This window comes from Rhizobacter terrae (assembly GCF_003852895.1).
In the GTDB taxonomy this organism is placed as follows: Bacteria; Pseudomonadota; Gammaproteobacteria; order Burkholderiales; family Burkholderiaceae_C; genus Albitalea; species Albitalea terrae.
On the sequence record NZ_QUSW01000003.1, the window covers coordinates 615,008 to 640,450 of the forward strand.

24 protein-coding genes are annotated in these 25,443 nt (G+C 65.9%); 20 read left to right on the forward strand and 4 right to left on the reverse strand.

The window, feature by feature from the left end:
• Positions 1-54 precede the first annotated feature (54 nt).
• From DZC73_RS14450 to rodA, 5 genes are all read left to right on the forward strand, one after another.
• Entirely contained in the window at positions 55-1,098 is a 1,044-nt protein-coding gene (locus tag DZC73_RS14450; RefSeq protein ID WP_124541009.1) for a rod shape-determining protein, read from the forward strand.
• A gap of 76 nt (positions 1,099-1,174) precedes the next feature.
• Positions 1,175-2,101 (forward strand): rod shape-determining protein MreC, encoded by a 927-nt coding sequence (gene mreC / locus DZC73_RS14455; protein WP_124541010.1) that lies wholly within the window; start codon positions 1,175-1,177, stop codon positions 2,099-2,101.
• The gene (gene mreD, locus DZC73_RS14460) at positions 2,098-2,619 is read left to right on the forward strand and encodes a rod shape-determining protein MreD (protein WP_124541011.1); all 522 of its coding nucleotides are present in this window, start codon (positions 2,098-2,100) and stop codon (positions 2,617-2,619) included. Before mreC ends, mreD begins: the two co-directional genes overlap by 4 nt.
• A 10-nt stretch (positions 2,620-2,629) precedes the next feature.
• Complete coding sequence (mrdA, locus tag DZC73_RS14465) at positions 2,630-4,678, forward strand: penicillin-binding protein 2 (RefSeq protein ID WP_124541012.1); 2,049 nt, start codon at positions 2,630-2,632, stop codon at positions 4,676-4,678.
• Positions 4,679-4,736: 58 nt separating this feature from the next.
• Positions 4,737-5,891 carry a rod shape-determining protein RodA gene (gene rodA / locus DZC73_RS14470; RefSeq protein ID WP_124541013.1) on the forward strand — a complete coding sequence of 385 codons (1,155 nt, stop codon included), beginning with the start codon at positions 4,737-4,739 and terminating at the stop codon, positions 5,889-5,891.
• Positions 5,892-5,924: 33 nt separating this feature from the next.
• Here rodA and DZC73_RS14475 read toward each other — a convergent pair whose 3' ends face one another.
• Complete coding sequence (locus DZC73_RS14475; RefSeq protein WP_124541014.1) at positions 5,925-7,427, reverse strand: sensor histidine kinase; 1,503 nt, start codon at positions 7,425-7,427, stop codon at positions 5,925-5,927.
• A gap of 75 nt (positions 7,428-7,502) precedes the next feature.
• Positions 7,503-8,174, reverse strand: a complete 672-nt coding sequence (locus DZC73_RS14480; protein ID WP_124541015.1) for a response regulator — start codon at positions 8,172-8,174, stop codon at positions 7,503-7,505.
• A 173-nt stretch (positions 8,175-8,347) separates the two neighbouring features.
• Between DZC73_RS14480 and recA the strand changes: the two genes are divergently transcribed.
• The 5 genes from recA (at position 8,348) to DZC73_RS14505 (ending at position 13,345) form a co-directional block, all read left to right on the forward strand.
• Positions 8,348-9,451, forward strand: a complete 1,104-nt coding sequence (gene recA, locus DZC73_RS14485) for a recombinase RecA (RefSeq protein ID WP_124541016.1) — start codon at positions 8,348-8,350, stop codon at positions 9,449-9,451.
• 57 nt (positions 9,452-9,508) lie between these two features.
• On the forward strand, positions 9,509-10,021 hold the full coding sequence (locus DZC73_RS14490; RefSeq protein WP_407924104.1) for a regulatory protein RecX: 513 nt from the start codon (positions 9,509-9,511) through the stop codon (positions 10,019-10,021).
• Between the two features lie 355 nt (positions 10,022-10,376).
• Entirely contained in the window at positions 10,377-11,537 is a 1,161-nt protein-coding gene (sucC, locus tag DZC73_RS14495) for an ADP-forming succinate--CoA ligase subunit beta (RefSeq protein WP_124541018.1), read from the forward strand.
• Positions 11,538-11,607: 70 nt separating this feature from the next.
• Positions 11,608-12,501, forward strand: a complete 894-nt coding sequence (gene sucD / locus DZC73_RS14500) for a succinate--CoA ligase subunit alpha (RefSeq protein ID WP_124541019.1) — start codon at positions 11,608-11,610, stop codon at positions 12,499-12,501.
• 148 nt (positions 12,502-12,649) lie between these two features.
• A complete protein-coding gene (locus DZC73_RS14505; protein WP_124541020.1) occupies positions 12,650-13,345 on the forward strand; it encodes a TerC family protein in 696 nt (231 codons plus the stop codon).
• Between the two features lie 104 nt (positions 13,346-13,449).
• On the opposite strand, the gene DZC73_RS29720 is transcribed toward DZC73_RS14505, so the two are convergent.
• Complete coding sequence (locus DZC73_RS29720; protein ID WP_161974594.1) at positions 13,450-13,614, reverse strand: hypothetical protein; 165 nt, start codon at positions 13,612-13,614, stop codon at positions 13,450-13,452.
• Positions 13,615-13,652: 38 nt separating this feature from the next.
• Between DZC73_RS29720 and DZC73_RS14510 the strand changes: the two genes are divergently transcribed.
• The 9 genes from DZC73_RS14510 (at position 13,653) to DZC73_RS14550 (ending at position 23,170) form a co-directional block, all read left to right on the forward strand.
• Positions 13,653-14,342, forward strand: a complete 690-nt coding sequence (locus tag DZC73_RS14510; RefSeq protein ID WP_124541021.1) for a TerC family protein — start codon at positions 13,653-13,655, stop codon at positions 14,340-14,342.
• A gap of 52 nt (positions 14,343-14,394) precedes the next feature.
• The gene (locus DZC73_RS14515) at positions 14,395-14,838 is read left to right on the forward strand and encodes a hypothetical protein (RefSeq protein WP_124541022.1); all 444 of its coding nucleotides are present in this window, start codon (positions 14,395-14,397) and stop codon (positions 14,836-14,838) included.
• 136 nt (positions 14,839-14,974) lie between these two features.
• Positions 14,975-16,333 (forward strand): serine/threonine-protein kinase, encoded by a 1,359-nt coding sequence (locus DZC73_RS14520; RefSeq protein ID WP_235835126.1) that lies wholly within the window; start codon positions 14,975-14,977, stop codon positions 16,331-16,333.
• Positions 16,334-16,370: 37 nt separating this feature from the next.
• Entirely contained in the window at positions 16,371-17,153 is a 783-nt protein-coding gene (locus DZC73_RS14525) for a Stp1/IreP family PP2C-type Ser/Thr phosphatase (RefSeq protein WP_124541024.1), read from the forward strand.
• A 94-nt stretch (positions 17,154-17,247) separates the two neighbouring features.
• Complete coding sequence (locus DZC73_RS14530) at positions 17,248-17,937, forward strand: FHA domain-containing protein (protein WP_124541025.1); 690 nt, start codon at positions 17,248-17,250, stop codon at positions 17,935-17,937.
• A gap of 235 nt (positions 17,938-18,172) precedes the next feature.
• Positions 18,173-19,018: an MBL fold metallo-hydrolase gene (locus DZC73_RS14535; RefSeq protein WP_124541026.1), complete on the forward strand. Its 846-nt coding sequence runs from the start codon at positions 18,173-18,175 to the stop codon at positions 19,016-19,018.
• A 115-nt stretch (positions 19,019-19,133) separates the two neighbouring features.
• Positions 19,134-19,613 (forward strand): pilin, encoded by a 480-nt coding sequence (locus tag DZC73_RS14540; protein WP_124541027.1) that lies wholly within the window; start codon positions 19,134-19,136, stop codon positions 19,611-19,613.
• 73 nt (positions 19,614-19,686) lie between these two features.
• Positions 19,687-21,378: a PglL family O-oligosaccharyltransferase gene (locus DZC73_RS14545; RefSeq protein ID WP_124541028.1), complete on the forward strand. Its 1,692-nt coding sequence runs from the start codon at positions 19,687-19,689 to the stop codon at positions 21,376-21,378.
• 34 nt (positions 21,379-21,412) lie between these two features.
• Entirely contained in the window at positions 21,413-23,170 is a 1,758-nt protein-coding gene (locus DZC73_RS14550; RefSeq protein WP_124541029.1) for an O-antigen ligase family protein, read from the forward strand.
• A gap of 39 nt (positions 23,171-23,209) precedes the next feature.
• Here DZC73_RS14550 and moaC read toward each other — a convergent pair whose 3' ends face one another.
• Positions 23,210-23,731 carry a cyclic pyranopterin monophosphate synthase MoaC gene (gene moaC, locus DZC73_RS14555; RefSeq protein WP_124541030.1) on the reverse strand — a complete coding sequence of 174 codons (522 nt, stop codon included), beginning with the start codon at positions 23,729-23,731 and terminating at the stop codon, positions 23,210-23,212.
• Positions 23,732-23,845: 114 nt separating this feature from the next.
• Here moaC and DZC73_RS14560 point away from each other — a divergent pair, with 114 nt between their 5' ends.
• Positions 23,846-25,426, forward strand: a complete 1,581-nt coding sequence (locus tag DZC73_RS14560) for a M48 family metalloprotease (RefSeq protein ID WP_124541031.1) — start codon at positions 23,846-23,848, stop codon at positions 25,424-25,426.
• The last annotated feature ends 17 nt before the right edge of the window (positions 25,427-25,443 follow it).

Sequence of the window (25,443 nt, forward strand, 5' to 3'; positions counted from 1 at the left end):
AGCACGGCCCCGGCCAGTCGCCGCGAGCTTGCTTGATGCCCTTCAGCACACACCATGTTCGGATCCTTTCGTCGCTACTTCTCGACGGACCTCGCCATTGACCTGGGCACCGCCAACACGCTGATCTACGTCCGCGGCAAAGGCATCGTGCTCGACGAGCCCTCCGTTGTCGCCATCCGCCACGAGGGCGGGCCCAATGGCAAGAAAACCATCCAGGCCGTGGGCGCCGAGGCCAAGGCCATGCTGGGCAAGGTGCCCGGCAACATCGAGGCCATCCGGCCCATGAAGGACGGCGTGATCGCCGACTTCACCGTCACCGAGCAGATGCTCAAGCAGTTCATCAAGATGGTCCATCCGCGCTCGGTGCTCAAGCCCAGCCCCCGGATCATCATCTGCGTGCCCTGCGGCTCCACCCAGGTCGAGCGCCGTGCGATTCGCGAATCGGCGCTGGGCGCCGGCGCTTCCGAGGTCTACCTGATCGAGGAACCCATGGCCGCGGCCATCGGCGCGGGCCTGCCGGTCTCCGAGGCCTCGGGCTCCATGGTGGTGGACATCGGCGGCGGCACCACCGAGGTGGGCGTCATCTCGCTGGGCGGCATGGTCTACAAGGGCTCCGTCCGGGTGGGCGGCGACAAGTTCGACGAAGCCATCATCAACTACATCCGCCGCAACTACGGCATGCTGATCGGCGAGCCCACCGCCGAGGCCATCAAAAAGAGCATCGGCAGCGCGTTCCCCGGCTCCGAGGTCAAGGAGATGGAGGTCAAGGGCCGCAACCTCTCCGAGGGCGTGCCGCGCAGCTTTACCATCTCGTCCAACGAGATCCTGGAAGCGCTCACCGACCCGCTCAACCAGATCGTCTCCAGCGTGAAGAACGCGCTGGAACAGACGCCGCCCGAGCTGGGTGCCGACATCGCCGAGCGCGGCATGATGCTCACCGGCGGCGGCGCCCTGCTGCGCGACCTGGACCGTCTGCTGGCCGAGGAAACCGGCCTGCCCGTGCTGGTGGCCGAAGACCCGCTGACCTGCGTGGTGCGCGGCTGCGGCATGGCACTGGAGCGCATGGAGCGCCTGGGCGCCATCTTCACCTCGGAATAAGACCGATGATCCGAAAAAGCCGGCACGTTCCTGACGTGGCCGGCTTTTTCAATTCAAACCTGAGAACACAGACGTCGTGGTAACGCCGCTCGGCACGCTGGACCGGACCCCGCCGCCCTTCTTCCGGCAAGGGCCGTCGGCGCTGACCAAGCTCATGTTCTTCTCGGCGCTGGCTGTGTTCCTGATGGTGGCCGACACCCGGCTGAAGATCACCCAGCCGCTGCGCACGGTGGTGGCCACGGTGCTCAACCCGGTCGAGCGCATCCTGCGGGTGCCCATCGATGCCTGGAACGGCGCGGGCGACTACGCCATGGGACTGCAGCACGCCCTGAGCAGCGAGGCACAGGCGCGGGCCAAGCTGGCGCAGCAGGCCGAGCGCTCCTCGCGGGTGGAGCAGCTGCAGGCCGAGAACAAGCGGCTGCGCGATCTGCTCACGCTGCGTCCCGCCCTCGTGGTGAAGTCGTTGCCGGCCGAGGTGCTGTACGAGGCGTCCGACCCGTATTCGCGCAAGGTCATCATCGACCGCGGCATGGCCCAGGGCGTGGCGCTGGCGTCGCCGGTCATCAACGAGGCCGGCGTGCTGGGGCAGGTGACGCGGGTGTATCCGCTGTCGTCGGAGGTGACGCTGCTCACCGACAAGGAAGCCGCCATCCCCGTGCTCAACGTGCGCACCCAGGCGCGGGCCGCGGCCTACGGCACGGCCACCGGGCTGGAGCTGCGCTTCCAGGCCGGCAACGCCGACGTGCTGCCGGGCGACATCCTGCAGACCTCGGGCGTGGACGGCGTCTACCCGCCCGGCATCGCCGTGGCCAAGGTGATGACGGTGGACCGCAAGGTTGACACCGGCTTCGCCCGCGTCACACTCGCTCCGAGCGCCCCGCCCGACGGCGTGCGCCACGTGCTCGTGCTGGAGCCGGTGGGCCTGCAGCTGCCGCCCAAGCCGGAGCCGGTGCCCGAGGAGTCGGCCAAGGCCGGCAAGACGAGGAAGGCGGTGAAGAAATGATCATGCCGCGCAGCTCCGACCAGCTCCTGCTGCCGGTCAACCCGTTGTTCGTGTGGACGACGCTGGTCGTGGCCTTCCTGCTCAACCTCGTGCCGCTGGGGCGCCACGCGTCCATGCCCGACTTCATGGCCCTGGTGCTGGTGTTCTGGAACGTGCACCAGCCGCGCCGCGTGGGCGTGGGCCTGGCCTTCCTGTTCGGGCTGATGATGGACGTGCACGACGGCGCCATCCTCGGCCAGCATGCGCTGGCCTACACGCTGCTGAGCTTCTTCGCCATCACCATCCACCGCCGGCTGCGCTGGTTCACCGTACCCTCGCAGGCGGTGCAGATCCTGCCGCTGTTCGGCGCGGCGCATGCGGTGTCGTTCATTATTCGCATGTTCGCCGGCGGCATGCTGCCGGGCTGGGAACTGGTGTTCGCGCCGGTGTTCGAATCCCTGCTGTGGCCGGTGGTCACGTGGCTGCTGCTGGCGCCGCAGCGGCGCGCGCCCGATCCCGATGAGAACCGCCCGCTGTAAGGGGTGATGCGTGACTGAACTCAAGAATGTCGAGCAGGAGCTGGGGCGATTCCGCACCCGGCTGGTGGCCGCGGCCGCCTTCGTCCTGTTCGCCTTCGCCCTGCTGACCGCGCGGCTGGTGTTCCTGCAGGTCTACCGGCACGAGGAGCTGTCCACGCAGGCGGAGAACAACCGCATCTCGGTGGTGCCCATCGTGCCCAACCGCGGGCTCATCGTCGACCGCAATGGCGTGGTGCTGGCCAACAACTACTCGGCCTACACGCTGGAGATCACACCATCCAAGGTCGAGAACCTGGACGCCACCATCGACCAGATCGCCGAGGTGATCGAGGTGCAGCCGCGCGACCGCAAGCGCTTCAAGCGGTTGCTGGAAGAAACCAAGAGCATCGAGTCGCTGCCCATCCGCACCAAGCTCACCGACGAGGAAGTGGCCCGCTTCACCGCCCAGCGCTTTCGCTTCACCGGCGTGGACATCAAGGCGCGCCTGTTCCGCAACTACCCCTACGGCGACCTGGCCAGCCACCTGATCGGCTACATCGGCCGCATCAACACCGCGGAGAAGGAAAAGCTCGACGACTCCGACGACGAAGCCAACTACCGCGGCACGGAGTACATCGGCAAGCTGGGCGTGGAGCAGAGCTACGAGAACGAGCTGCACGGCCAGACCGGCTTCGAGGAGGTCGAGACCAGCGCCGGCGGGCGGGCGGTGCGGCGGCTCAAGAGCAACCCGCCGACGCCGGGCAACAAGGTGGTGCTGTCGGTCGACATCAAGCTGCAGGCGCTGGTGGAAGAACTCTTTGGTGACCGCCGCGGTGCGCTGGTGGCCATCGACCCGCGCAGCGGCGAGATCCTCGCCTTCGTCAGCAAGCCCAATTTCGACCCGAACCTGTTCGTCGATGGCATCGATGCGGACAACTGGAAGATCCTCAACGAGTCCATCGACAAACCGCTGCTGAACCGCGCGCTGCGTGGTGCTTACCCGCCGGGCTCCACCTACAAGCCCTTCATGGCGCTGGCCGCGCTCACACTGGGCAAGCGCACGCCGCAGCAGGCCATCTCCGACCCCGGCTTCTTCTGGTTCGGCAACCACAAGTTCCGCGACGACAAGGAAGGCGGCCACGGCATGGTGGACATGTACCGCTCCATCGTGCAGTCGTGCGACACCTATTACTACATGCTCGCCAACGACCTGGGCGTCGATGCGATGCATGACTTCATGGCGCCCCTCGGGTTCGGCCAGCTCACCGGCATCGACCTGCACGGCGAGCTCCGCGGCGTGCTGCCCTCCACCGAGTGGAAGCGCAACACCTTCAAGCGCAAGGAACTGCAGAAGTGGTACGCCGGCGAGACCATCTCGCTGGGCATCGGCCAGGGCTACAACACCTTCACCATGCTGCAGATCGCGCAGGCCACGGCCACCGTGGCCGCGGGTGGGCAGCGCTTCAAGCCGCACGTGGTGCATGCGATCGAGAACGTCGAGACGCGTGAGCGGCGGCCGCTGGAAGGCGTCGCGCTGCCGACCATCCCGCTGAATCCGGACCACGTGGCCTTCATCCACCAGGCACTGTACGGCGTGACGCAGGAGGGCACCTCGCGTTCGTCCTTCGTCAACGCGCCCTACAAGACCGGCGGCAAGACGGGCACGGCGCAGGTGGTGGCCATCAAGACCAACGAGAAGTACGACGCCAGCAAGGTCGATGAGCGCCACCGCGACCATGCGCTGTACATGGCCTTCGCGCCGCTGGAGCAGCCGCGCATCGCGGTGGCGATGGTGGTGGAGAACGCCGGCTTCGGCGCCGGCGCGGCTGCGCCCATCGCGCGCCGCGTCTTCGACTACGTGCTGCAAGGCACCTACCCGAGCGTGGAGGACGTCGCCGCCACGCAGCTGGGCCAGTCCACTGCACCCGTGGGCACGCCTCGGCAGGCGTCGATGGTGCCGCTGCCCGGTGCGCCTGCCATCGTGCCCCAGGGCGGCGTGATACCAGCTGCGGCATCAGCGCCGGTGCCGGCGTCCGCTGCGAAGGTGCAGAAAGTGGCCTTGGCGGGGGCTGGCCGATGAGCGCCGCCCGGCCGCCCGAAGGCGCTCGCACCGCAGCCCGCAGGGCGGAGGTTTCCTGATGAGCGCCGTTTTCGACAAGCCCTCCGTCTGGCAACGCGTGCGTCCGGTGTTCACCGGCTTCGACGGCCCGCTCATCTTCGCCATGCTCTGGCTGGCGGCCTTCGGCCTGGTCACGATGTACTCCGCCGGCTTCGACCACGGCACGCGTTTCGTGGACCATGCCCGCAACATGGTGCTGGCGCTGGTCATCCTCTTCCTCGTGTCGCAGGTGCCGCCGCAGAAGCTGATGTCGCTGGCCGTGCCGCTGTACACCGTGGGCGTGATCCTGCTCGTGGCCACGGCCGTCATGGGCGTCACCAAGAAGGGCGCGACGCGCTGGCTCAACGTGGGCGTGGTGATCCAGCCCAGCGAGATCCTCAAGATCGCCATGCCGCTGATGATGGCGTGGTGGTTCCAGCGGCGCGAAGGACGGGTGCGCATGCTGGACTTCAGCGTGGCACTGGTGCTGTTGATGATTCCCGTCGGGCTCATCGTGAAGCAGCCCGACCTGGGCACGGCCATCCTCGTGTTCTCGGCCGGGTTCTACGTGATCTTCTTCGCCGGGTTGTCGTGGCGGCTCATCCTGCCGGTGGTCCTGGTCGGTGCGGTGGCCATCACCGCCATCGTGGTCTCGGCCGACCGCATCTGCCAGCCGGAAGTGAAGTGGCCCATGCTGCGCGACTACCAGAAGCACCGCGTGTGCACGCTGCTGGATCCGACCACCGACCCGCTGGGCAAGGGCTTCCACATCATCCAGGGCATGATCGCCATCGGCTCGGGCGGCGTCGAAGGCAAGGGCTTCATGAAGGGCACGCAGACCCACCTGGAGTTCATTCCCGAGCGCACCACCGACTTCATCTTCGCGGCCTTCGCCGAGGAGTTCGGGCTGATGGGCGTGGCCGGGCTGCTGCTGGGCTTTTGCTTCCTGATATTCCGCGGTCTGATGATCGCGGCCGACGCGCCCACTGTGTTCACCCGGCTGCTGGCCGGGGCCATCACGCTGAGCTTCTTCACCTATGCCTTCGTCAACATGGGCATGGTCAGCGGCATCCTGCCGGTGGTGGGCATCCCGCTGCCGTTCATCAGCTATGGCGGGACGGCGATGGTGACGCTGGGCTTGGGGCTGGGCATTCTCATGTCCATCGCCAAGAACAGGCGCCTGGTTCAGACCTAGTCTGGGGCGGGCGAAGCGCACCCCACCTGCCGATCAGGCCGGTTTCGGTTTGCTGCTGGGCGACACCGGAAACCGGATCGTGAACCTCGCCCCCGGCCCGAAGGCCGCGCCGGCCTGCTCCGTCAGCCCCGGCCGATACCGCAGGTTCGCATCCTCCAGCAGGATCTGCGCGTCGTGCTGCTGCGCAATCTCCTTGACGATTGCCAGCCCCAGGCCCGACCCATCCACGTTCGTGCCCAGCGCCCGGTAGAACGGCTGGAACACCTGCTCGCGTTCCGCGGCCGGGATGCCGGGTCCGGTGTCCTCCACCTGCAGCACCACCACTTGCCCGAACGGGTCGTCCATCACCCGCACCGTCACCGTGCCGCCGGCGGGCGTGTACTGCAGGGCGTTGTCCACCAGGTTGCGGATGAGCTCGCGCAGCAGCAGGGCATGGCCGGGGATGGACAGCGGCGACTGGCCCTCCGACCGCTCGAAGCCGATGTCGATGCGCTTTTCCAGCGCCCGCGGCACGAAGTCGCGCACCGTCTCCTCGGCCAGGCGCGCGACGTTCACGCTCTGCTTGTGCGAGGCGTGTTCGCTGTCTTCGGCCCGGGCCATGGCCAGGAGCTGGTTGACCATGTGTGCCGCCCGCTGGCTGGACAACGCGATCTGCTGCAGCGAGCGCTTCACGTCCTTGGCATCGGCCGAGCCCGCGTCGATTTCACGCTGCGCCAGCTCGGCCTGCGTGCGCAGCCCGGCCAGCGGCGTCTTGAGCTGATGAGCTGCGTCGGCCAGGAAGTGCTTCTGGGCGCTCAATGACTGGTCCAGCCGCGCCAGCAGGTCGTTGATGGCGCGCACCAGCGGCGACACCTCCTCCGGCGCATCGCGCTCGTCGATGGGGCTCAGGTCGCTGCTGTCGCGCTTGCGGATGCGCTGCTGCAGCTCGTTGAGCGGCGCGATGCCCCGCGCCAGCGCCAGCCACACCAGCAGCACCGCCAGCGGCAGGATCACGAACTGCGGCAGGATCACGCCCTTGATGATCTCGGTCGCCAGCCGCGAGCGCTTGTCCAGCGTCTCGGCCACCTGCACCAGCGGCGCGGTATTGGGCGGGCGCCCGGCCGAGTCCACCCACATGTAGGCCACGCGCACGTTGTCGTTGTTGAGCACGTCATCGCGAAAGCGCAGCTCGCCCGGCGGCGCGCGGTCGTCGTCGGCCGGCACGGGCAGCGAGCGGTCGCCGCTCAGGTACTCGCCGCGCAGGCCCAGCACCTGGTAGTAGATGTCGTCGGACTCGTCGGTGTGCAGGATTTCGGACGCACCCGCCGGCAGAGCGAACTTCGCCGCCGGCCGCCCGCCCGGCGCTTCCACCATGACCTGCTTGGACAGCACCCGCACCATCTCGCCGAGCTGCCGGTCGTAGGGCTTGTTGGCGATGCCCTGCGCCACCAGCCAGGTCAGCACCACGCTCATCGGCCACAGCAGCAGCAGCGGCGCGAGCATCCAGTCGAGGATCTCGCCGAAGAGGGAGCGTTGCTCGCGGCGCGGGGTGGTCATGGGCGCGGCAAGAATACCTTCGCCGTCGCGGCGATCGAGCTTCGTCAGGTGGGCCGAAGGTGTGCCCACGCGGCGCTACCCCGGAATCTTTTCGAGGCAGTAGCCCAGCCCGCGCACGGTGGCGATGCGCACCGGCCCCTGCTCGATCTTCTTGCGAAGGCGGTGGATGTACACCTCGATGGCGTTGTTGCTCACCTCCTCGCCCCACTCGCACAGCCGCTCGACGAGCTGGTCCTTGCTCACCAGCCGGCCCGAGCGCTGCAGCAGCACTTCCAGCAGGCTCAGCTCGCGGGCGGAGAGCTCGATCATCTGGTCGTTGATGTAGGCGACGCGGCCGGTGGCGTCGAAGGTCAGCGGCCCGTGCTTGATGACGGTGGACGCCGTGCCCAGGCCGCGCCGCGTCAGCGCCCGCACCCGCGCTTCCAGCTCTTGCAGCGAGAAGGGCTTGGCCATGTAGTCGTCCGCGCCCAGGTCCAGTCCCTTCACGCGCTGCTCGACGCTGTCGGCGGCGGTGAGGATGAGCACCGGCACCGCCGAGCCCCGTGCGCGCAGCTTGCGCAGCACCTCCAGCCCGTGCACCTTGGGCAATCCCAGGTCGAGGATGACGAGGTCGAATTCATGCGCTGCCAGGGCTGCGTCGGCCTCGCTGCCGCTGCTCACCTGGTCCACCGCGTAGCCGGCGTTGCGCAGCGAGCGCAGCAGGCCGTCGGCGAGGACTTGGTCGTCTTCCGCGATGAGGATGCGCATCGTGTCTCCGGCGGTCTGGTTTGTTCTGGGGGCTTGGTCGATTCTAGGTTTCAGCGTGTTTCGCTGGCGCGAGCCCAGGTCGCGACATACCCCAATAAGGACGCCCCCAAAACTACTGTACAGACATCCAGCTTTTGCGATAGCATGCGCCCAACTTTTGAAGAGGAACAACGATGGACGCACCGGTCAAAGCCCTGAACACCGAAAAAGCCAAGGCCCTGCAGGCGGCGCTCGCGCAAATCGAGAAGCAATTCGGCAAGGGCTCGATCATGCGCCTGGGCGAAGGCGAGGTGATCGAAGACATCGAAGTCGTCTCCACCGGCTCCCTGGGCCTGGACATCGCGCTGGGCGTGGGCGGCCTGCCCCGCGGCCGCGTGGTCGAAATCTACGGCCCGGAATCCAGCGGCAAGACCACGCTCACACTGCAGGTCGTGGCCGAAATGCAGAAGATGGGAGGCACCTGCGCCTTCATCGACGCCGAGCACGCACTGGACGTGCAGTACGCCCAGAAGCTGGGTGTGAATCTTCAAGACCTGCTCATCTCCCAGCCCGACACCGGTGAACAGGCCCTCGAAATCGTCGACGCGCTGGTGCGCTCCGGCTCGGTGGATCTGGTCGTTGTCGACTCGGTGGCCGCACTGACGCCCAAGGCCGAAATCGAAGGCGAAATGGGCGACCAGCTGCCCGGCCTGCAGGCCCGCCTCATGAGCCAGGCCCTGCGCAAGCTCACCGGCACCATCAAGAAGACCAACACCATGGTCATCTTCATCAACCAGATCCGCATGAAGATCGGCGTGATGTTCGGCTCGCCCGAAACCACCACCGGCGGCAATGCGCTCAAGTTCTACGCTTCGGTGCGTCTGGACATCCGCCGCATCGGCTCCATCAAGAAGGGCGAAGAGGTCATCGGCAACGAGACCAAGGTCAAGGTGGTGAAGAACAAGGTGTCGCCCCCGTTCAAGACGGCCGAGTTCGACATCCTCTACGGCGAAGGCATCAGCCGCGAGGGCGAGATCATCGACATGGGCGTGGAAGCCAAGGTGCTGGAAAAGAGCGGCGCCTGGTACGCCTACAACGGCGAGAAGATCGGCCAGGGCAAGGACAACGCGCGCGAGTTCCTGCGCGAGAACCCCGACCTCGCCGTCGAGATCGAGAACAAGGTGCGTGAAGCTGTGGGCATCCCGCTGCTGCCGACCGACGGCGCCGATGCGGCCGATGCCGAGGCCAAGCCGGCTCGCGGCAAAGCCGCCAAGGAAGCCAAGGAAGCCAAGGAGTAAGTGCCGGAGCTTGCCGACCTCATGCCCAGCGCCGCTGCGAAGCGCCAGCCCCTGTCATTGAAGGCCAGGGCGCTGGCTTTGCTGGCCCAACGTGAGCAAAGCGTCAGCGAAATCCGGCGCAAGCTGCTGCGGCACTTGCGCGCCACGTCGTTGCCTGCCAGCGCCGGCGCGCTGGCCGAGGAAGTAGATCCGATTCCCGTCGAGGACGATGGCGAAGCCCGGGTCGACGAGGTGATCGATTGGTTGCGCGCCCACAACTACCTCAGCGAAGAGCGTTTCGTCGAAAGCCGGTTGAATGCGCGGTCCGGGCGGTACGGCAATCTGCGCATCCGGCAGGAACTGGCGCAGCATGGCGTCGTGATGACGCCCGAAGCCGCGCAGTCGCTGAAGGACAGCGAGCTCGAACGGGCCACCGAAGTCTGGCGAAAGAAGTTTGCGCACCCTCCGGCGGATGCGGCCGAAAAAGCTCGCCATGCGCGCTTCCTCTCGCAGCGTGGCTTCTCGCCAGACGTCATTTCCAGGGTGCTGCGAAATGCACGTGCCGCAGGCAAGGCTGAAACCGCGGACTGACCGAGCTTCGATGCCGGGGGCTTCCGGCGCTCGTCATCCGGCAGATGCCGGAATCCACAAGTCGCACTATCGGACAGCCAAGCGACAGCCATGTGTCAGTTTTGGTGCATAGCAGCATGCTACATTCTCCGGCTGTCGGTGGATTCAGCGCATTTGCTCCACATGCAGGTCCTCCCCGCCGGCACCTCCTGACTTCCGGCCCCGCCATCGCGACATTTCCCATGGCCTCGCTCACCGCCGCGCCACTGAGACCTCGTCCGTACGATCCACACAGAGATCCGTGCGCGCCGGCTGACAATTCCCCCTGAGCCCCCCGCAGGCACCACCTTTTCAAAAACTCTCGAGAGAGTCCGCTATGAAGATCCATGAGTACCAAGGCAAGGAAATCCTGCGCCAGTTCGGCGTGCCCGTGCCGCGCGGCTACCCCGCGTTCAGCGTGCACGAAGCCACCGAAGCGGCGCAAAAACTGGGCGGCCCCGTGTGGGTCGTGAAAGCCCAGATCCATGCCGGCGGTCGCGGCAAGGGCGGCGGCGTGAAGCTGGCCCGCTCGCTCGATGACGTGAAGAAGCTGTCGGGCGAAATCCTCGGCATGCAGCTCAAGACGCACCAGACCGGCCCTGAAGGCCAGAAGGTGCGCCGCCTGCTCATCGAGGAGGGCGCGGACATCAAGAAGGAATACTACGTCGCCGCCGTGACGGACCGTGCGTCGCAGAAGGTCGCGATCATGGCCTCCAGCGAAGGTGGCATGGACATCGAGGAAGTCGCGCACAACACGCCCGAGAAGATCATCAAGGTCTTCGTTGACCCGGCCACCGGCCTGACGGATGCGCAGGGCACCGAGCTGGCCAACGGCATTGGCGTGCCGGCCGCTTCGCAGGCCCAGGCCGTGGATGTCTTCAAGAAGCTCTACGCCTGCTACATGCAGACCGATGCCTCGCTCGCGGAAATCAACCCGCTGATCCTCGAAGGCAACGGCAACATCAAGGCCCTGGACGCGAAGTTCAACTTCGACTCCAACGCCCTCTTCCGCCATCCCGAGATCGTCGCCTACCGCGACCTCGATGAAGAAGACCCGGCAGAAATCGAGGCCAGCAAGTTCGACCTCGCCTACATCAGCCTGGACGGCAACATCGGCTGCCTGGTGAACGGCGCGGGCCTGGCCATGGCCACCATGGACACCATCAAGCTGTTCGGCGGCGAGCCGGCCAACTTCCTGGACGTGGGCGGCGGTGCGACGGCCGAGAAGGTCACCGAGGCCTTCAAGATCATGCTGAAGAACCCCAAGGTCAAGGCGATCCTCGTCAACATCTTCGGCGGCATCATGCGCTGCGACACCATTGCCGAAGGCGTGATCGCCGCGTGCAAGGCGGTGAACCTGTCGGTGCCGCTGGTGGTGCGCATGAAGGGCACGAACGAGGACCTCGGCAAGAAGATGCTGGCCGAATCGGGCCTGCCCATCATCAGCGCCGACACCATGGCCGAAGCCGCCCAGAAGGTGATGGGCGCCCTCAAGTGAATGTGAAACGTGACGGGCGAAACGTGAGCTGAACCGCCGCGATTCGCCAAGTCACTTCAAGGAATACGACATGTCTATCCTCATCAACAAAGACACCAAGGTCATCACGCAGGGCATCACCGGCAAGACGGGCCAGTTCCACACCCGCATGTGCCGCGACTACGCCAACGGCAAGAACTGCTTCGTGGCCGGCGTGAACCCGAAGAAGGCCGGCGAAGACTTCGAAGGCATTCCCATCTACGCCAGCGTCAAGGATGCCAAGGCCCAGACTGGTGCTTCCGTCAGCGTGATCTACGTGCCGCCCGCAGGCGCCGCTGCTGCCATCTGGGAAGCCGTCGAGGCCGACCTCGACCTCGCCATCTGCATCACCGAAGGCATTCCGGTTCGCGACATGCTGGAAGTGCGCAACAAGATGAAGGCCAAGGAAGCCGCCGGTGGCAAGAAGACGCTGCTGCTGGGCCCCAACTGCCCGGGCCTCATCACGCCGGAAGAAATCAAGATCGGCATCATGCCGGGTCACATCCACCGCAAGGGCCGCATCGGCGTGGTGTCCCGTTCGGGCACGCTGACCTATGAAGCCGTGGCGCAGCTCACCGAGATCGGCCTGGGCCAATCAAGCGCGGTCGGCATCGGCGGCGACCCGATCAACGGCCTCAAGCACATCGACGTGATGCAGATGTTCAACGACGATCCGGACACGGACGCCGTCATCATGATCGGCGAGATCGGCGGCCCCGACGAGGCGGACGCCGCCCGCTGGTGCAAGGCCAACATGAAGAAGCCCATCGTCGGCTTCATCGCCGGCGTGACCGCGCCTCCCGGAAAGCGCATGGGCCATGCCGGCGCGCTGATCTCCGGCGGTGCCGACACGGCCGATGCCAAGCTCGCCATCATGGAAGAGTGCGGCTTCACCGTGACGCGCAATCCGTCGGAGATGGGCAAGCTGCTCAAAGGCCTGCTCTGATTCCAGGCGGCGGCCGTGGTCACCCGTGCGTAGTACCACGCACGTGAAAGTCAAGGCCGCTGTCTAGAATTCACGCGCTTTCGCGTTCGGCAACGAGGGCCTGCGGGCCCTCGTTGCATTTCCACTCCACCGCACCCGGACCCTTGCCATGGACTTCACCTCAGCCGCCTTCTGGGCAGCGCTTGGTTCCATCATCCTGACCAACGTCGTGCTTTCCGGCGACAACGCGGTGGTCATTGCCTTGGCCGCCCGCTCGCTGCCGCCGCAGCAGCAGAAGAAGGCCATCTTCTGGGGCAGCGCCGCGGCCATCGTGCTGCGGATCGTGCTGACCCTGGTGGCGGTGCAGCTCCTGCAGCAGCCCTACCTCAAGATCGTCGGCGCGGTGCTGCTGTTCTGGATCGGCGTGCAACTGCTGCTCGAAGAGGAAGACGAGATCGAGGACGGCAAGGCGCCTGAGCAGAAGAGCATGATGTCTGCGGTGCGCACCATCCTGATCGCCGACTTGGTGATGAGCCTGGACAACGTGCTGGCCGTGGCCGCCGCCGCCAAGGACAGCGTCACGCTGCTCGTGCTGGGCCTGGGCATCAGCATTCCGCTCATCATCTTCGGCAGCACGCTGCTGCTCAAGCTGATGGAGCGCTTTCCCATCATCATCACCGCCGGCGGTGCGCTGCTGGGCTACCTGGCCGGCGAGATGCTGGTGACCGACCCGGCCGTCAAGACCTGGCTGGGCGCTGAGGTGTCGCACACGGTGGCGAACATCGCGGGCGGCATCGGCGCCGCGGCGGTGGTGGCCATCGGCCTGCTCTGGCGCCGCCGTGCCAAGGGCGGCGCGACCACCTGATCGCGCTGCGCCTTCAGTCACGATCGCTGAAGCCCGGACCCTGGTCCGGGCTTCGTCTTTGTGGTCCAATGAAGTTTCTGAAGGGGAGTAGCTCGACTCCAGCGTCACCGGAAGGTGGCGTGCCAGTTTCGGCAGATCGTCAATACGAAGCCTACGGCTTCCGGTCTGTCGGGCAAGAACAACCACTCCATGCCGAGCAAGACCTTCGATGCAAGCCGCATGTCGGCAGGCTCGAAGGTGCCCCGTGCCCCCGACAGCTCCAGCACCATGCAGCTTGCACCGTCGTCGTGCAACACATGGAGCTTTCATGGAACTGTTTTCTTCTGCCTGGCTGTCGGCCCTGCTGGCCATCATCCTGATCGACCTCGTCCTCGCGGGCGACAACGCCATCGTCATCGCGCTGGCGGCCCGCAACCTGCCATCCCACCTGCAAAAGCGAGCCATCGTCTGGGGCACAGTCGGCGCCGTGGTCGTGCGTGCGCTCATGACGATGGGCGTGGTGTGGCTGCTCAAGATCCCCGGCCTGATGCTCGTGGGTGGCCTGGGCCTGGTGTGGATCGCCTACAAGCTGCTCGTGCCCGCTGACAGCGGCGATGAGCATCATCCGATGGCCACCACCTTCTGGGGCGCGATGAAGACCATCGTGATCGCCGATGCGCTGATGGGCGTGGACAACGTGCTGGGCGTGGCAGGTGCAGCCCATGGCGCCTTCGACCTGGTGATCATCGGCCTGCTGATCAGCGTGCCCATCGTCGTGTGGGGCAGCACACTGGTGCTCAAGCTCGTCGAGCGCTTTCCCATCATCATCTACGCCGGTGCCGCGGTGTTGGCCTACACGGCAGCGCACATGGTGGTCAGCGAGCCGCTGCTGGACTCCGTGTTCGACGCGAGCCTCGTCAACCGCGTGCTGGCGCATGCGGTGGTGATCGCCGGTGTGCTGCTCGCCGGCCGCTGGGCGGCGCAGCGCCACGCCCATTCCACCGGTTCGGCGACCTGAGCCTGCCGCCGCGGGCAGCCCTGATCCCCTCCACCTCATCCAGGAGACCGTGATGGAAAAGATCGCTGTGTTCGTCAACGATGCCGCCCATGCCCGGCACATCCTCCAGCCCTTGCTGGAAAGCGCCGAGGCCGCGCACTGGGTGCTGGTGGCCTGCCCGCCGGTGTTCTCGCGGCACATCGGGCGGTTCGCCTCGAAGGCTGCGCGCGTGCAATGGCGTGAACGCTGGGCGCAGGCAGCCTTTGCCGACCTGGAGCCGTTGCTCAAGACCGGCGGCGGCCTGGTCGAGACGCTCGTCGCACGCCGGCCGCTGGTGGAGGTGTCCGCACGGCTGGTGGCCCGGCTGGGCTCGCTGCGGCTGCTGGATGCGCGCCGCCCGCACCTGGGCAAGACGGACGAGCCGCTCACCGCGGGCCAGCCGGCCGGTGCGTCGCCGGCCTGGGCGGTGCCGGTGGTGATCACTGGCCTGAGCGCGGTGCTGGCGCTGGCCGATTGACGGCCGCCGCCGGTGGGCGGCATCAACCAGGCACGCGTCGCGCTGACCCGCTGACGGCTGCCCAGCGGCCGGCGGGCGCGCCATGTCGTGTTCCCCGAGGGTCATTTTTGCGAGGCCTGTGCTAACGTGCACAGGCATGTCCGCATCGCAAGTTCTCGTCCAGGTTCTGACCGGCGGCCTGTCTTCACCGGATGCTTCGGTGGGGCCGCTGGCCGCTGCCTTCATCACGCTGCTGGCCGTGGGAGCCTACCTCGGTGCGGTGGCGCCGTCGATGAAGCCGCGTGCGGCCTTGCTGGCCAGCATTGGCTTGGCCCTGCTCCTGCTCGGCGGCAGCGCAGCCCTGTTGGCAGGGGCCGGTCTCTGGTGGCCGACCTGGCCCGCTGTTCTCGCTCTCGTCTTTGGCCACGTCGGCCTGCGTGGCGGCCGACGATCGGTGCCGCAATCCACGCGGCTGCCGGCCAGCACCGCCGCTGCCAAGCCGGTTTCCAAGCCCGCCGGCGCCGCAAAGAACACCACCCCACCTTCCACCCTGGGCCCCATCACCGTGACGCCTGACCGCACCCAGCTCGGACGCTACCGCATCGACCGGCAGCTCGGCCGCGGCGCGATGGGGGCGGTGTACCTCGGCCACGACCCGAAGATCGGCCGCCAGGTGGCGATCAAGACCATGGCGCTCAGCCAGGAGTTCGATGGCGCCGAACTCACCGAGGCCCGTGCGCGCTTCTTCCGCGAGGCCGAGACGGCGGGCCGGCTGCAGCACCGCGACATCGTCACCATCTTCGATGCCGGCGAGGACCAGGACCTCGCTTTCATCGCGATGGAATACCTCAAGGGCCACGACATGCAGCGCTACACCAGCGCCGCGAACCTGCTGCCGGTGCCCACGGTGCTGCGCATCGTCTCGCGCGTGGCCGATGCGCTGGCGTACGCGCACAGCCAGGGCGTGGTGCATCGCGACATCAAGCCGGCCAATGTGATGATCGATCCGAGCGACGACAGCGTGAAGGTCACCGACTTCGGCATCGCGCGCATCACCGATTCCAGCCGCACCCGCACGGGCATGGTGCTGGGCACGCCGTCGTTCATGTCGCCCGAGCAGATGGCCGGGCGCCGCGTCGACGGCCGCAGCGACCTCTACTCGCTGGGCGTGATGCTCTTCCAGCTGCTCGTGGGTCGTTTGCCTCATCACGCCGACTCCATGGCCAAGCTGATGTACCAGATTGCCAACGACCCGGCGCCGGACATCCGCACGCTTCGCAAGGACCTGCCCGAGCCGCTGGCCAACGTGGTGGCGCTCGCGCTGGAGAAGCGCCCCGAGGTGCGCTACGCCGATGGCCGACAGTTCGCCGAAGACCTGCGCACCATCGCCGCCAACATGGGCGGCGCGGTGCATGTGCGCGCAACATCCGGTGACGCAGCCCCCCCCGAATCTGATGCTTTCGCGGCCACGGTGAAGATTTCCCGGGGCGATCCGGGGCACAATCCCTCGCCTTGATTCACTCGTCACAGAACGACGCCTCGCCCACGCCAACATGAGTTTCGAGTTCTTCAGCGCCACCGACACTGGCCGCGCTCGCAACAACAACGAGGACTCCGTGGCCGTGGACGAGCCATCGGCGCTCATCGTGCTGGCCGATGGCATGGGCGGCTACAACGCGGGCGAGGTGGCCAGCGGCATGGCCACCGCCTTCATCAAGAGCGAACTGGGCCGCTGGCTGCAGGAAGCCGCCGCCACCGCATCCGACACCGACGTGCGCCGCGCGATGGACATCTGCGTGGACAACGCCAACCGCGCCATCTTCAACGCAGCCAACTCCAACCCCCAGTACGCCGGCATGGGCACCACGCTCGTGGTGGGCGTGTTCCGCGACGGACGCCTGCTGATGGGGCATGTGGGCGATTCGCGCGCATACCGCCTGCGAGCCGGCCGGCTCGCCCAGATCACGCACGACCATTCGCTGCTGCAGGAGCAGATCGACGCTGGTCTCATCACGGTGGAGCAGGCGCAGTTCTCGGCCAACAAGAACCTCGTCACCCGCGCCGTGGGTGTGGAAGACACGGTTCTCCTGGAAACACATTTGCACGATCTGATGCCCGGCGACCTGTACATGCTGTGCTCAGATGGCCTGTCCGACATGCTGGACGACGAAACCATCGCCCAGCTGTTGCAGGCAAGCGACTCGCTGGAGGAGCTAGGGTCGTCCCTCATCGATGCGGCCAACGACGCGGGTGGCAAGGACAATATTTCGGTGATACTCGCGAGAGTGCGCGGAACCAACGGTCCGGCGCGTTCGTGGTGGCCCTTCAGGCGATAGGGGCGCGAAGCAATCACGGACGAGGCGGCCAACCGGGGCAATGGAGACCCCGGCGGCAACGAGATAGAGACGAAAACGAGGCACGAGGTCAAGCATGGGCAAACTGGTCGTATCGCTCGACGGTGTGGTGATCAAGGAGGTGCAGATCACCAAGGACAAGACGACCCTTGGGCGGCGCCCCTACAACGACATCGTGATCGACAACCTCGCGGTGTCCGGCGAGCATGCCGTGCTCCAGATGGTCGGCGCCGACGTCTTCATCGAAGACCTCAACAGCACCAACGGCACCTACATCAACGGCAAGGCCGTCAAGAAGCAGCTGCTGACGCACAACGACACCGTCGAGATCGGCAAGTACAAGATCAAGTACCTCGTCGAAGACGGCACCGACTACGAAAAGACCATGATCATGAAGCCCGGGGCCCTGCCCACCGCGGCTCATGCGGCACAACCTTCGCCGGCCGGCTATTCGCCGACGGTGGGCTTCGGCAGCTCTGGTTTCGGCGCGCTTGGATCCGGTTCCATGCCGGCCTCCATCCGGGTGCTGAACGGTGCGGCGGCCGGGCGCGAGGTCAACCTCACCAAGGTCGTCACCACCGTGGGCAAGCCCGGGGTGCAGGTGGCGTCCATCACCAAGCGTCCGGGCGGTTACGTCTTTGCCCACGTGGAAGGCTCCCTGCGTCCCACCGTGAACGGGCACCCGCTGACCGGGGAGACCGTGCAGCTCAAGAACGGCGACGTGATCGAGCTGGCCGGCACGCAGATGCAGTTCGTGCAGCTCTGAAAATCCGCGGCGTGCGCCCTGGATGCCCAGGGTGAGCCGTGAACTTTTCACAGCCTTGGCGACTGTTCGCGGCTCGCCCCCTCGATTGACGAGAAATCGCGACTTCGGCGCCTTGCGCCCAGGGTTTTCCACCATCAAGATTCGGCCACGCGCGAGTGAGACGAGCACGGTTCGGCCACACGCGGATCGATGAACCCAGCCGACGCCTGCGGGCGGCGGCCCGCCAACGCCCGACATGATCATTCGCGTCCTCGGTTGCTCCGGGGCCATAGCCGCCGGAAGCAGGACCACCTCGTTCCTGCTGGACCACAGCATCCTCATCGATGCCGGCACCGGCGTGGGCGACCTGACGCTGGACGAACTGGCGCGCATCGACCACATCCTGATCAGCCATTCCCACCTCGACCACGTGCTGGCCATCGGCCTGCTGGCCGACAGCGTCATGCGCGCGCGGGTGGCGAGGAAGCGCCCGCCGATCGTGGTCCATGCCCTTCCGCAGACGCTGGATGCGCTGCGCCAGCACATCTTCAACGGCGTCATCTGGCCTGATTTCACCCGCCTGCCGACGCCCGAGGCGCCTGCGCTGCGCTTCGAGCCGCTCGAAGTGGGCGAGGTGCTGACCCTGGACGGGCACCGCATCGAGGTGCTGAGCGCGGCCCACACCGTCCCTGCCGTGGGCTTCGCGGTGGACGCGGGCGGCGACCGTGGCTGGTGGGTCTACACCGGCGACACGGGGCCGAACCCGGCCCTCTGGCGACGTCTGGCGTCCATGAAAGTGGCGCACCTGATCATCGAGACGGCGTTCAGCGACGACGAGAGCCAACTGGCCAATGTGAGCCGTCATCTCTGCCCGTCCACCTTGCGGCAAGAGTTGCAACACCTTGCCGGCAGCGTGGATGTCTACGTCACCCACATGAAGCCGGGCGAGGTCTGCGCGGTGATGAACGGCGTCTCGACTTTTGACACACCTCACCGCATACACGCGTTGCAAGCAGGGCAACAAATTGAGCTGGGTCTTTCAGTGGCTGACGTTTTGCGTCAGTTCAAAGAGCCAGTCGTAAGCCGGCCCAACAATTTGTGACCGTCCGCGTCAGTCGATCGGGCAAAAGTCTCAGAAATTCGGGCCCGGCCGCTTGGCACGGGCTCTGCAACTGGAAGAGGGCGAGTTTCACCATCTTTTTCCCAGGAGCACCCTCATGAAGCGCGTTCAGCAAGGTTTCACACTTATCGAACTGATGATCGTCGTCGCGATCATCGGCATCTTGGCGGCTGTCGCGCTGCCGGCCTATCAGGACTACACGAAGCGGGCGAAGGTCTCGGAAGCCATCCTGGCTGCCTCCGCTTGCCGTACCACCATCACTGAGGTGTACCAGTCGGCTTCGTCCGGCGGTCTGCCTGCTGCCGGCGCGTGGGGCTGTGAGTCCACCTCTGGCACCGCCCAAAGCAAGTACGTGGCGAGTGTCGTGACGACCGGTACGGGCATCATTCAGGTGACGTCTCAGAACGTTGGTACCGGTGCCGATGGCATTGTGGAACTGGCGCCTTGCACGGAAACGACAGGCACGACCTGCACGGCGCCCGCTGCTGGTGGCACGGTCAAGGCTTGGCGCTGTGGTGGTGGTACCACTACCGTTCTGGCCAAGTTCCTGCCTGGCTCCTGCCGCGGCACGCTGTAATCGACTTCGATTTGAACTGCAAAAGGGGTGGCATCTGCCACCCCTTTTTGCGTTGACCCTCAAGTTCTTGCCAATGCAGACCAAAACGACGCTGTCCTTACCGTTGGCGGCGGCATGCCTGTTGTGGCTCGCCTGGTTGATGCCAAATCACTACCTGCCGTGGACGAGCTTCTATGGTGAGACCGCAGCCGCCATTGGTGCCGCCTTCCTCGTCGGTGCCGCCCTACACGCCGGCGCCTCCCGGGCCTTCGTGCCCTTTGCATCCTTGGCGTTGCTTGGCTTGTCGCTGGTTCCATGGATTCAGTGGCTGGGCGGACTGATCATCTTCAAGGGAGACGCGGCACTCGCACAGACGTACCTTGCCGGCGCCGCGCTGTGCTGGTGGGCAGGTGGTGCGATGGTTGGTGAAGAGGATTCTCAACGGCGGCTCCGTGGCCTGGCGTGGTTGCTTGTCACCGCCGGTATCGCCTCGACCGCTGTGGCCCTTTACCAATGGTTTGGGCTCACGGGCATGGGGATATGGGCTGTGGACGCAGATCCGGGCCGCAGGGCGATGGGCAACCTTGCGCAGTCGAATCACCTGGCCACCCTGTTGCTTTGCGGAGTCTTCGCGACGGTTTGGCTCAACGGAACGGGCCGTCTGGGACGCATGGGGGCTCTGCCCCTTTCGTTGTTCCTCTTGGTGGGCATCGCGTTGGCGCAATCGCGCACGGCCTGGCTCGCAACGCTCGTTGTTCTGGCCTGGACATTCGTGCGGTCGCGCGCTATCGGGCATCACTTGATCCGGCCCGTCACCGCCGCCGTCTTCATCGCCGGTTTTTCCGCCTTGCATGTGCTGACGGTCTACGCGCCTGAGTGGCTGCTCATGAACACCGAGATGCCCAACATGAGGCTGGAGGCCGGCCTGAGACCCATCTTGTGGAAGCAGATGGTGGCTGCCATCCAGATGGCTCCCTGGCAGGGGTTTGGCTGGATGCAGATCCACACCGCCCAAGGAGCGGTGGCGCCCATGGTCCCCGGGCTGGAATATTCCGCGTACGCGCACAACCTGTTCCTCGATCTCATCCTCTGGAACGGCCTGCCAATCGGCGTGGCGGCGGCTGCCGGCCTCGCTTGGTGGTATTTCAAGATGTCGTGGGCAGTGCGTGACGAGGGTCAGTGGCTGCGATGGGCCATTCTCACGTGCATCGGCACGCATGCGATGCTGGAGTACCCCCACACCTATGCCTATGCACTGCTGCCCTTTGCGTTTGTCGCGGGCCAGATGGAATCCATGGCTGGCCTAACCCGTGGAGTCCAGGTGCCGCGGCCTGTGATCGGCGCGGTGGCGGTCGCCGTCTTCGCGACTGTCATCGCTGTCATGCATGACTACGTGCAAGTGGAGAATGAGGGCCGGCTGCTGCGCATGAAGCTGGCGCACATCCAAGGCCTGGAGTCCGCCGGCCGCACGCCCGACACCTGGGTGCTCGACCAGATGCGCGAGACCGTTCGCATGGGACATCTGGAACTCCGGGCCGGCATGGACGATCAGGCGTTGTCCGATCTGCTCCGGATATCCAGACGCTTCCCCAATCGTTTTTTCCTTCCAAGGGCCATCATTGCGCTGCAGCTCAACAACAAGCCTGCGCAGGCGTTGGAGGAACTTGCGCGGTTTCGCGGCATTCATGGTCCTGAGGCCTACGCGAGTCTGTTGCGCTCGTTCGAGGAAATGGCCAACGGCGATACCCCGGCGTTGATGCCACTGGTCAAGGCGGCACCACGATAATCGGAGCCTTTCCGATGCCTGTCTTGTCCCGCGAATGACCGACTACTCCCTTTCCTCCGGCGCCGATTCCCGTGTCATTCCGGCTGCCACGGCCTTGATCGTCGCGATCGTTTGCCCCACGTTGATTACTTTCAATCTGGCGCCCTCATCAACCTTCTTCAATCAGGTCGCTGCACTGGCCGGCTGGGGTATCGCGGCCATCGTGATTGCCATGCAGGTGCGCGTTCGCGCGACCGCATGGCGTCCGGTATGGCTCCTTCTCGTGCCGCTGGCCTTGCTTGTTGCGAGCGCAATTGCATCCATCCTTGTCGGCTATCCATCCACGCTGGGACTGAGCGCCGTGGGGACAATCCTTGCGGCCATTGTTGTTCTGTTGGTGGGCGCAGGTGCCGGTGCATCCCCCTCGATCCACGGCATCTTCCGCGGCTTCTGCCTGGCCCTGCTGACTGCTGGCTTGGTCGGAGGCGTGCTGGGCTGCGTGCAGGTCTTTGTGCCTGAGTGGTCGGGTGGTGACTGGATTGCCGCGATGGCCGGTGACGGCCGCGCATCAAGCAACCTTCGCCAGCCGAATCACCTCAGTAGCCTCTTGGTCTGGTCGCTGGTGGCGATGGTTTGGATGTGGCAATCGGATTTGGTGCATCGTGTCCTTGCAGCAGGCCTTTGCGTGTTCCTTGTCTTTGCGATCGTTCTCACAGGATCGAGGACCGGATTGCTCGATGTCATCCTGTTGGCCGCCTGGGGGCTGCTGGATCGGCGCCTTCCCAAATCGGCCCGCTTGTTCATGCTTGTGATGCCATTGGTCTATGGAGCCGGATGGTGGGGGCTGCGTGAATGGGCACACACCACAGGCAATGTATTTGGTGGCGAAGCACGAATGGGAGCACAGGCGGACATCTCCAGCTCGCGCTATGCCATCTGGTCCGATACTCTCGCCCTCGTTGCACAGCATCCGTGGACTGGCGTGGGCTTCGGGGAGTTCAACTTTGCGTGGTCGCTGACGCCGTTCCCGCATCGGCCGGTCGCGTTTTTCGACCACACGCACAACATCATTTTGCAATTTGCCGTCGAACTTGGAATTCCGATGGCGTTGCTGATCCTCAGCTTCATGACGGCCGCGCTGTTTACCAGCTTCCGCAACAGCTGGCGAGCCCATGCAACTCAGGCATCGAGCATCGGGAGAACGGCATCAATGGTTGTTCTCATGATCAGTGTTCACAGCATGTTTGAGTATCCGCTGTGGTACTCGTATTTCCTGTTGCCCTGTGCCTTTGCGTTTGGTGTTGCACTGTCGATTCGCGAGCCAGAATCCGGCTCGAAGGATTTGGCTGGCCCTGCGACTGGATATCCCAAAGCCCTCGCGGCAGCAGGAAGTGCATTGCTGATGTGCAGTGTCTTGGCCTTCGCCGACTACATGCGCGTGGTCCCGATTTTTGAATCGGGTGATGGGGTGCCGCTGAGCGAGCGCATCGAATCGGGTCGCCGCAGCATGTTGTTCGGGTATCAGGCGGACTACGCAGCGGCCACGACGGCCGACAGCCCTTCGAATGCCATGGCCTCGTTCAGGACGGCCACGCACAATCTGCTAGACACGCGCTTGATGATCGCGTGGTCCAAGGCCTATGCCGAACGAGGAGATCTCGAACGTGCCCGGCACATCGCCCAGCGCTTGCGCGAGTTCAAGAATGCCGATGCTGCAGCCTACTTCGCACCCTGTGATTCCGCCGACCCACCTGCTGGCAGCTTTCAGTGCCAGCGCCCCGCGTCATCGATGGACTACCGCGACTTCCGCTGAGTCTTCAGCACTGATTCGGCGTTGCGCCGCAGGTGGATTTCAGGGCGAGGGAACCACCCAATCCCCCGACTTCCCGCCCTTCTTCTCCACCACCCGGATCCCGCCCATCACCATCGCGCGATCCACCGCCTTGCACATGTCGTAAACGGTCAGCAGCCCCACCTGAACGGCCGTCAGCGCTTCCATTTCAACCCCGGTGCGGCCCAATGTCTCCACCTGTGCCGTGCAGCGCACGCACGATTGCGCTTCGTCCAGTTCGAACTCCACCGCCACCCGCGTGATCGGCAGCGGGTGGCACAGCGGCACCAGGTCCGCGGTCCTTTTCGCGCCCTGGATCGCCGCGATCCGCGCCACGCCGAGCACGTCGCCCTTCTTCGCCGACCCGCTTCGAATCAGCTCGAAGGTCGCGGGCTGCATGCGGATCTCGCCCTCGGCACGCGCAACGCGATGGGTTTCTGTCTTGGCTGACACATCCACCATGTGCGCCTGACCGGCGGCATCGAAGTGGGTAAGGCCACCGGACGAGGCGGTGCCAGAGGGAGAATCAGGGGTGGAGGGCATGGTCATGACTCGAAACAAGCCGGCAATGTCATGCTGGCATGATAGTCAGGCCACATCGGGCGAACTCACAGCGAGGTTCAGGCTCGAACCCCTCTTTCGCCGCAGGACTTCCGCGTGAATCGTTTCTCTCTCCGCACCTCCCGCCCGCTTCGCCAGCGCCTGCTGGCGGCCTTGTGCGCCGCGGCGCTGGCCGCACCCGCGGCTCCGGTGGCCGTCGCGGCCTCCAACCAGTTGCCCGCGCTGGGCGACTCCACCGGCGAGGACTTCGGCGTGGGTGCCGAGCGCAAGCTGGGCGACCAGATCATGCGCGAGATCCGCCGTGATCCGGACTACGCCGACGACCCCATCCTGCTCGAATACCTGCAGGGCATCTTCCAGCCGCTGGTGGTCGCGGCGCGCCAGCGCGGTGAGATCGGCCCCGACCTCGACCAGCGATTCGCCTGGGAGCCCTTCCTCGTGCGCGACCGCAGCGTCAATGCCTTCGCGCTGCCCGGCGGCTACATCGGCGTCCACCTGGGGCTGATGGGCATGACCGCGACCCGCGACGAACTCGCGTCGGTGCTGGCCCACGAGCTGTCGCACATCACGCAGCGCCACATCGCGCGCAGCATGGCCAACAACAAGCGGCAATCGCTCATCGGCATCGCCGCCACCATCCTGGGCATCATCGCTGCCTCGCGCAGCAACAGCATGGACGGCGCCCAGGCGATCATCGCCGGCGGGCAGGCCGCGAGCATCCAGGGCCAGCTCAACTTCTCGCGCGACATGGAGCGCGAGGCCGACCGCATCGGCTTTGCCGTCATGACCACCGCCGGCTTCGCACCCGGCGGCATGGCGGCGATGTTCGAGAAGCTCTCGCAATCGACACGGCTCAACGACTACGGCAACTTCCCCTACCTGCGCAGCCACCCGCTGAACACCGAGCGCATCGGCGAAGCGCGTGCGCGCCTGGGCACCGCGGCGCCGGTCGCGCCGGTCAGCGTGCTGGAGCACACCGCCGCGCAGGCCCGCGCCCGCGTGCTGGCCGATCCGCGCGCCGATGCGCTGCGGCGCTGGCAGGCGCTGGACAACGATGCCGGTCAATCCACGGTCGCCGACAAGCTGGCCGCGGCTTACGAAAGTGCGCTGGCCTCCAGCCTGCTGCGCGACTGGCAGCGGGCAGACGCCTCCATCGCCCGCGCGATGGGCCTGGTGCAAGGCAGTCCGCGCAGCGACGCGCGCGCCGAACGCGCAGTGGTGCTGCTGAACGTGCAGTCGCTGCTGGAACGCGGCGACGCTGTCCGTGCCGAGAAGGCCCTCAAGCCCTACGCGAACGAGCCTTCGCGCCCCGTCACGCTGTTCGCCGGCCGCATCGCGCTGGCCCAGGGCGGCGACGAGACGGCCCTGCGGCGCGTGTCCGAAGACCTGCAGACCTGGGTCAGCGGGCACCCCATGGATGCCGAAGCCTGGACCGTGTTGGGTCAAGTCTGGGGTCGGCTGAACCAGCCCTTGCGCTCGCTGCGCGCCGAGGCCGAGGCGCGCTACGCAGTGGGCGACCTGCCCGGCGCCGTCGACCGGCTCAAGGCCGGCCAGCGCATGGCGCGCAGCGGCAAGGGCGTGGATTTCATCGAGGCCTCGGTCATCGACGCGCGGCTTCGCGACATCGAGACCCAGCGCAAGGCCCACATGGCCGAAGAGCGGCAAGGCGGCGGCTGAGCGGCCGCCGGGGCCCT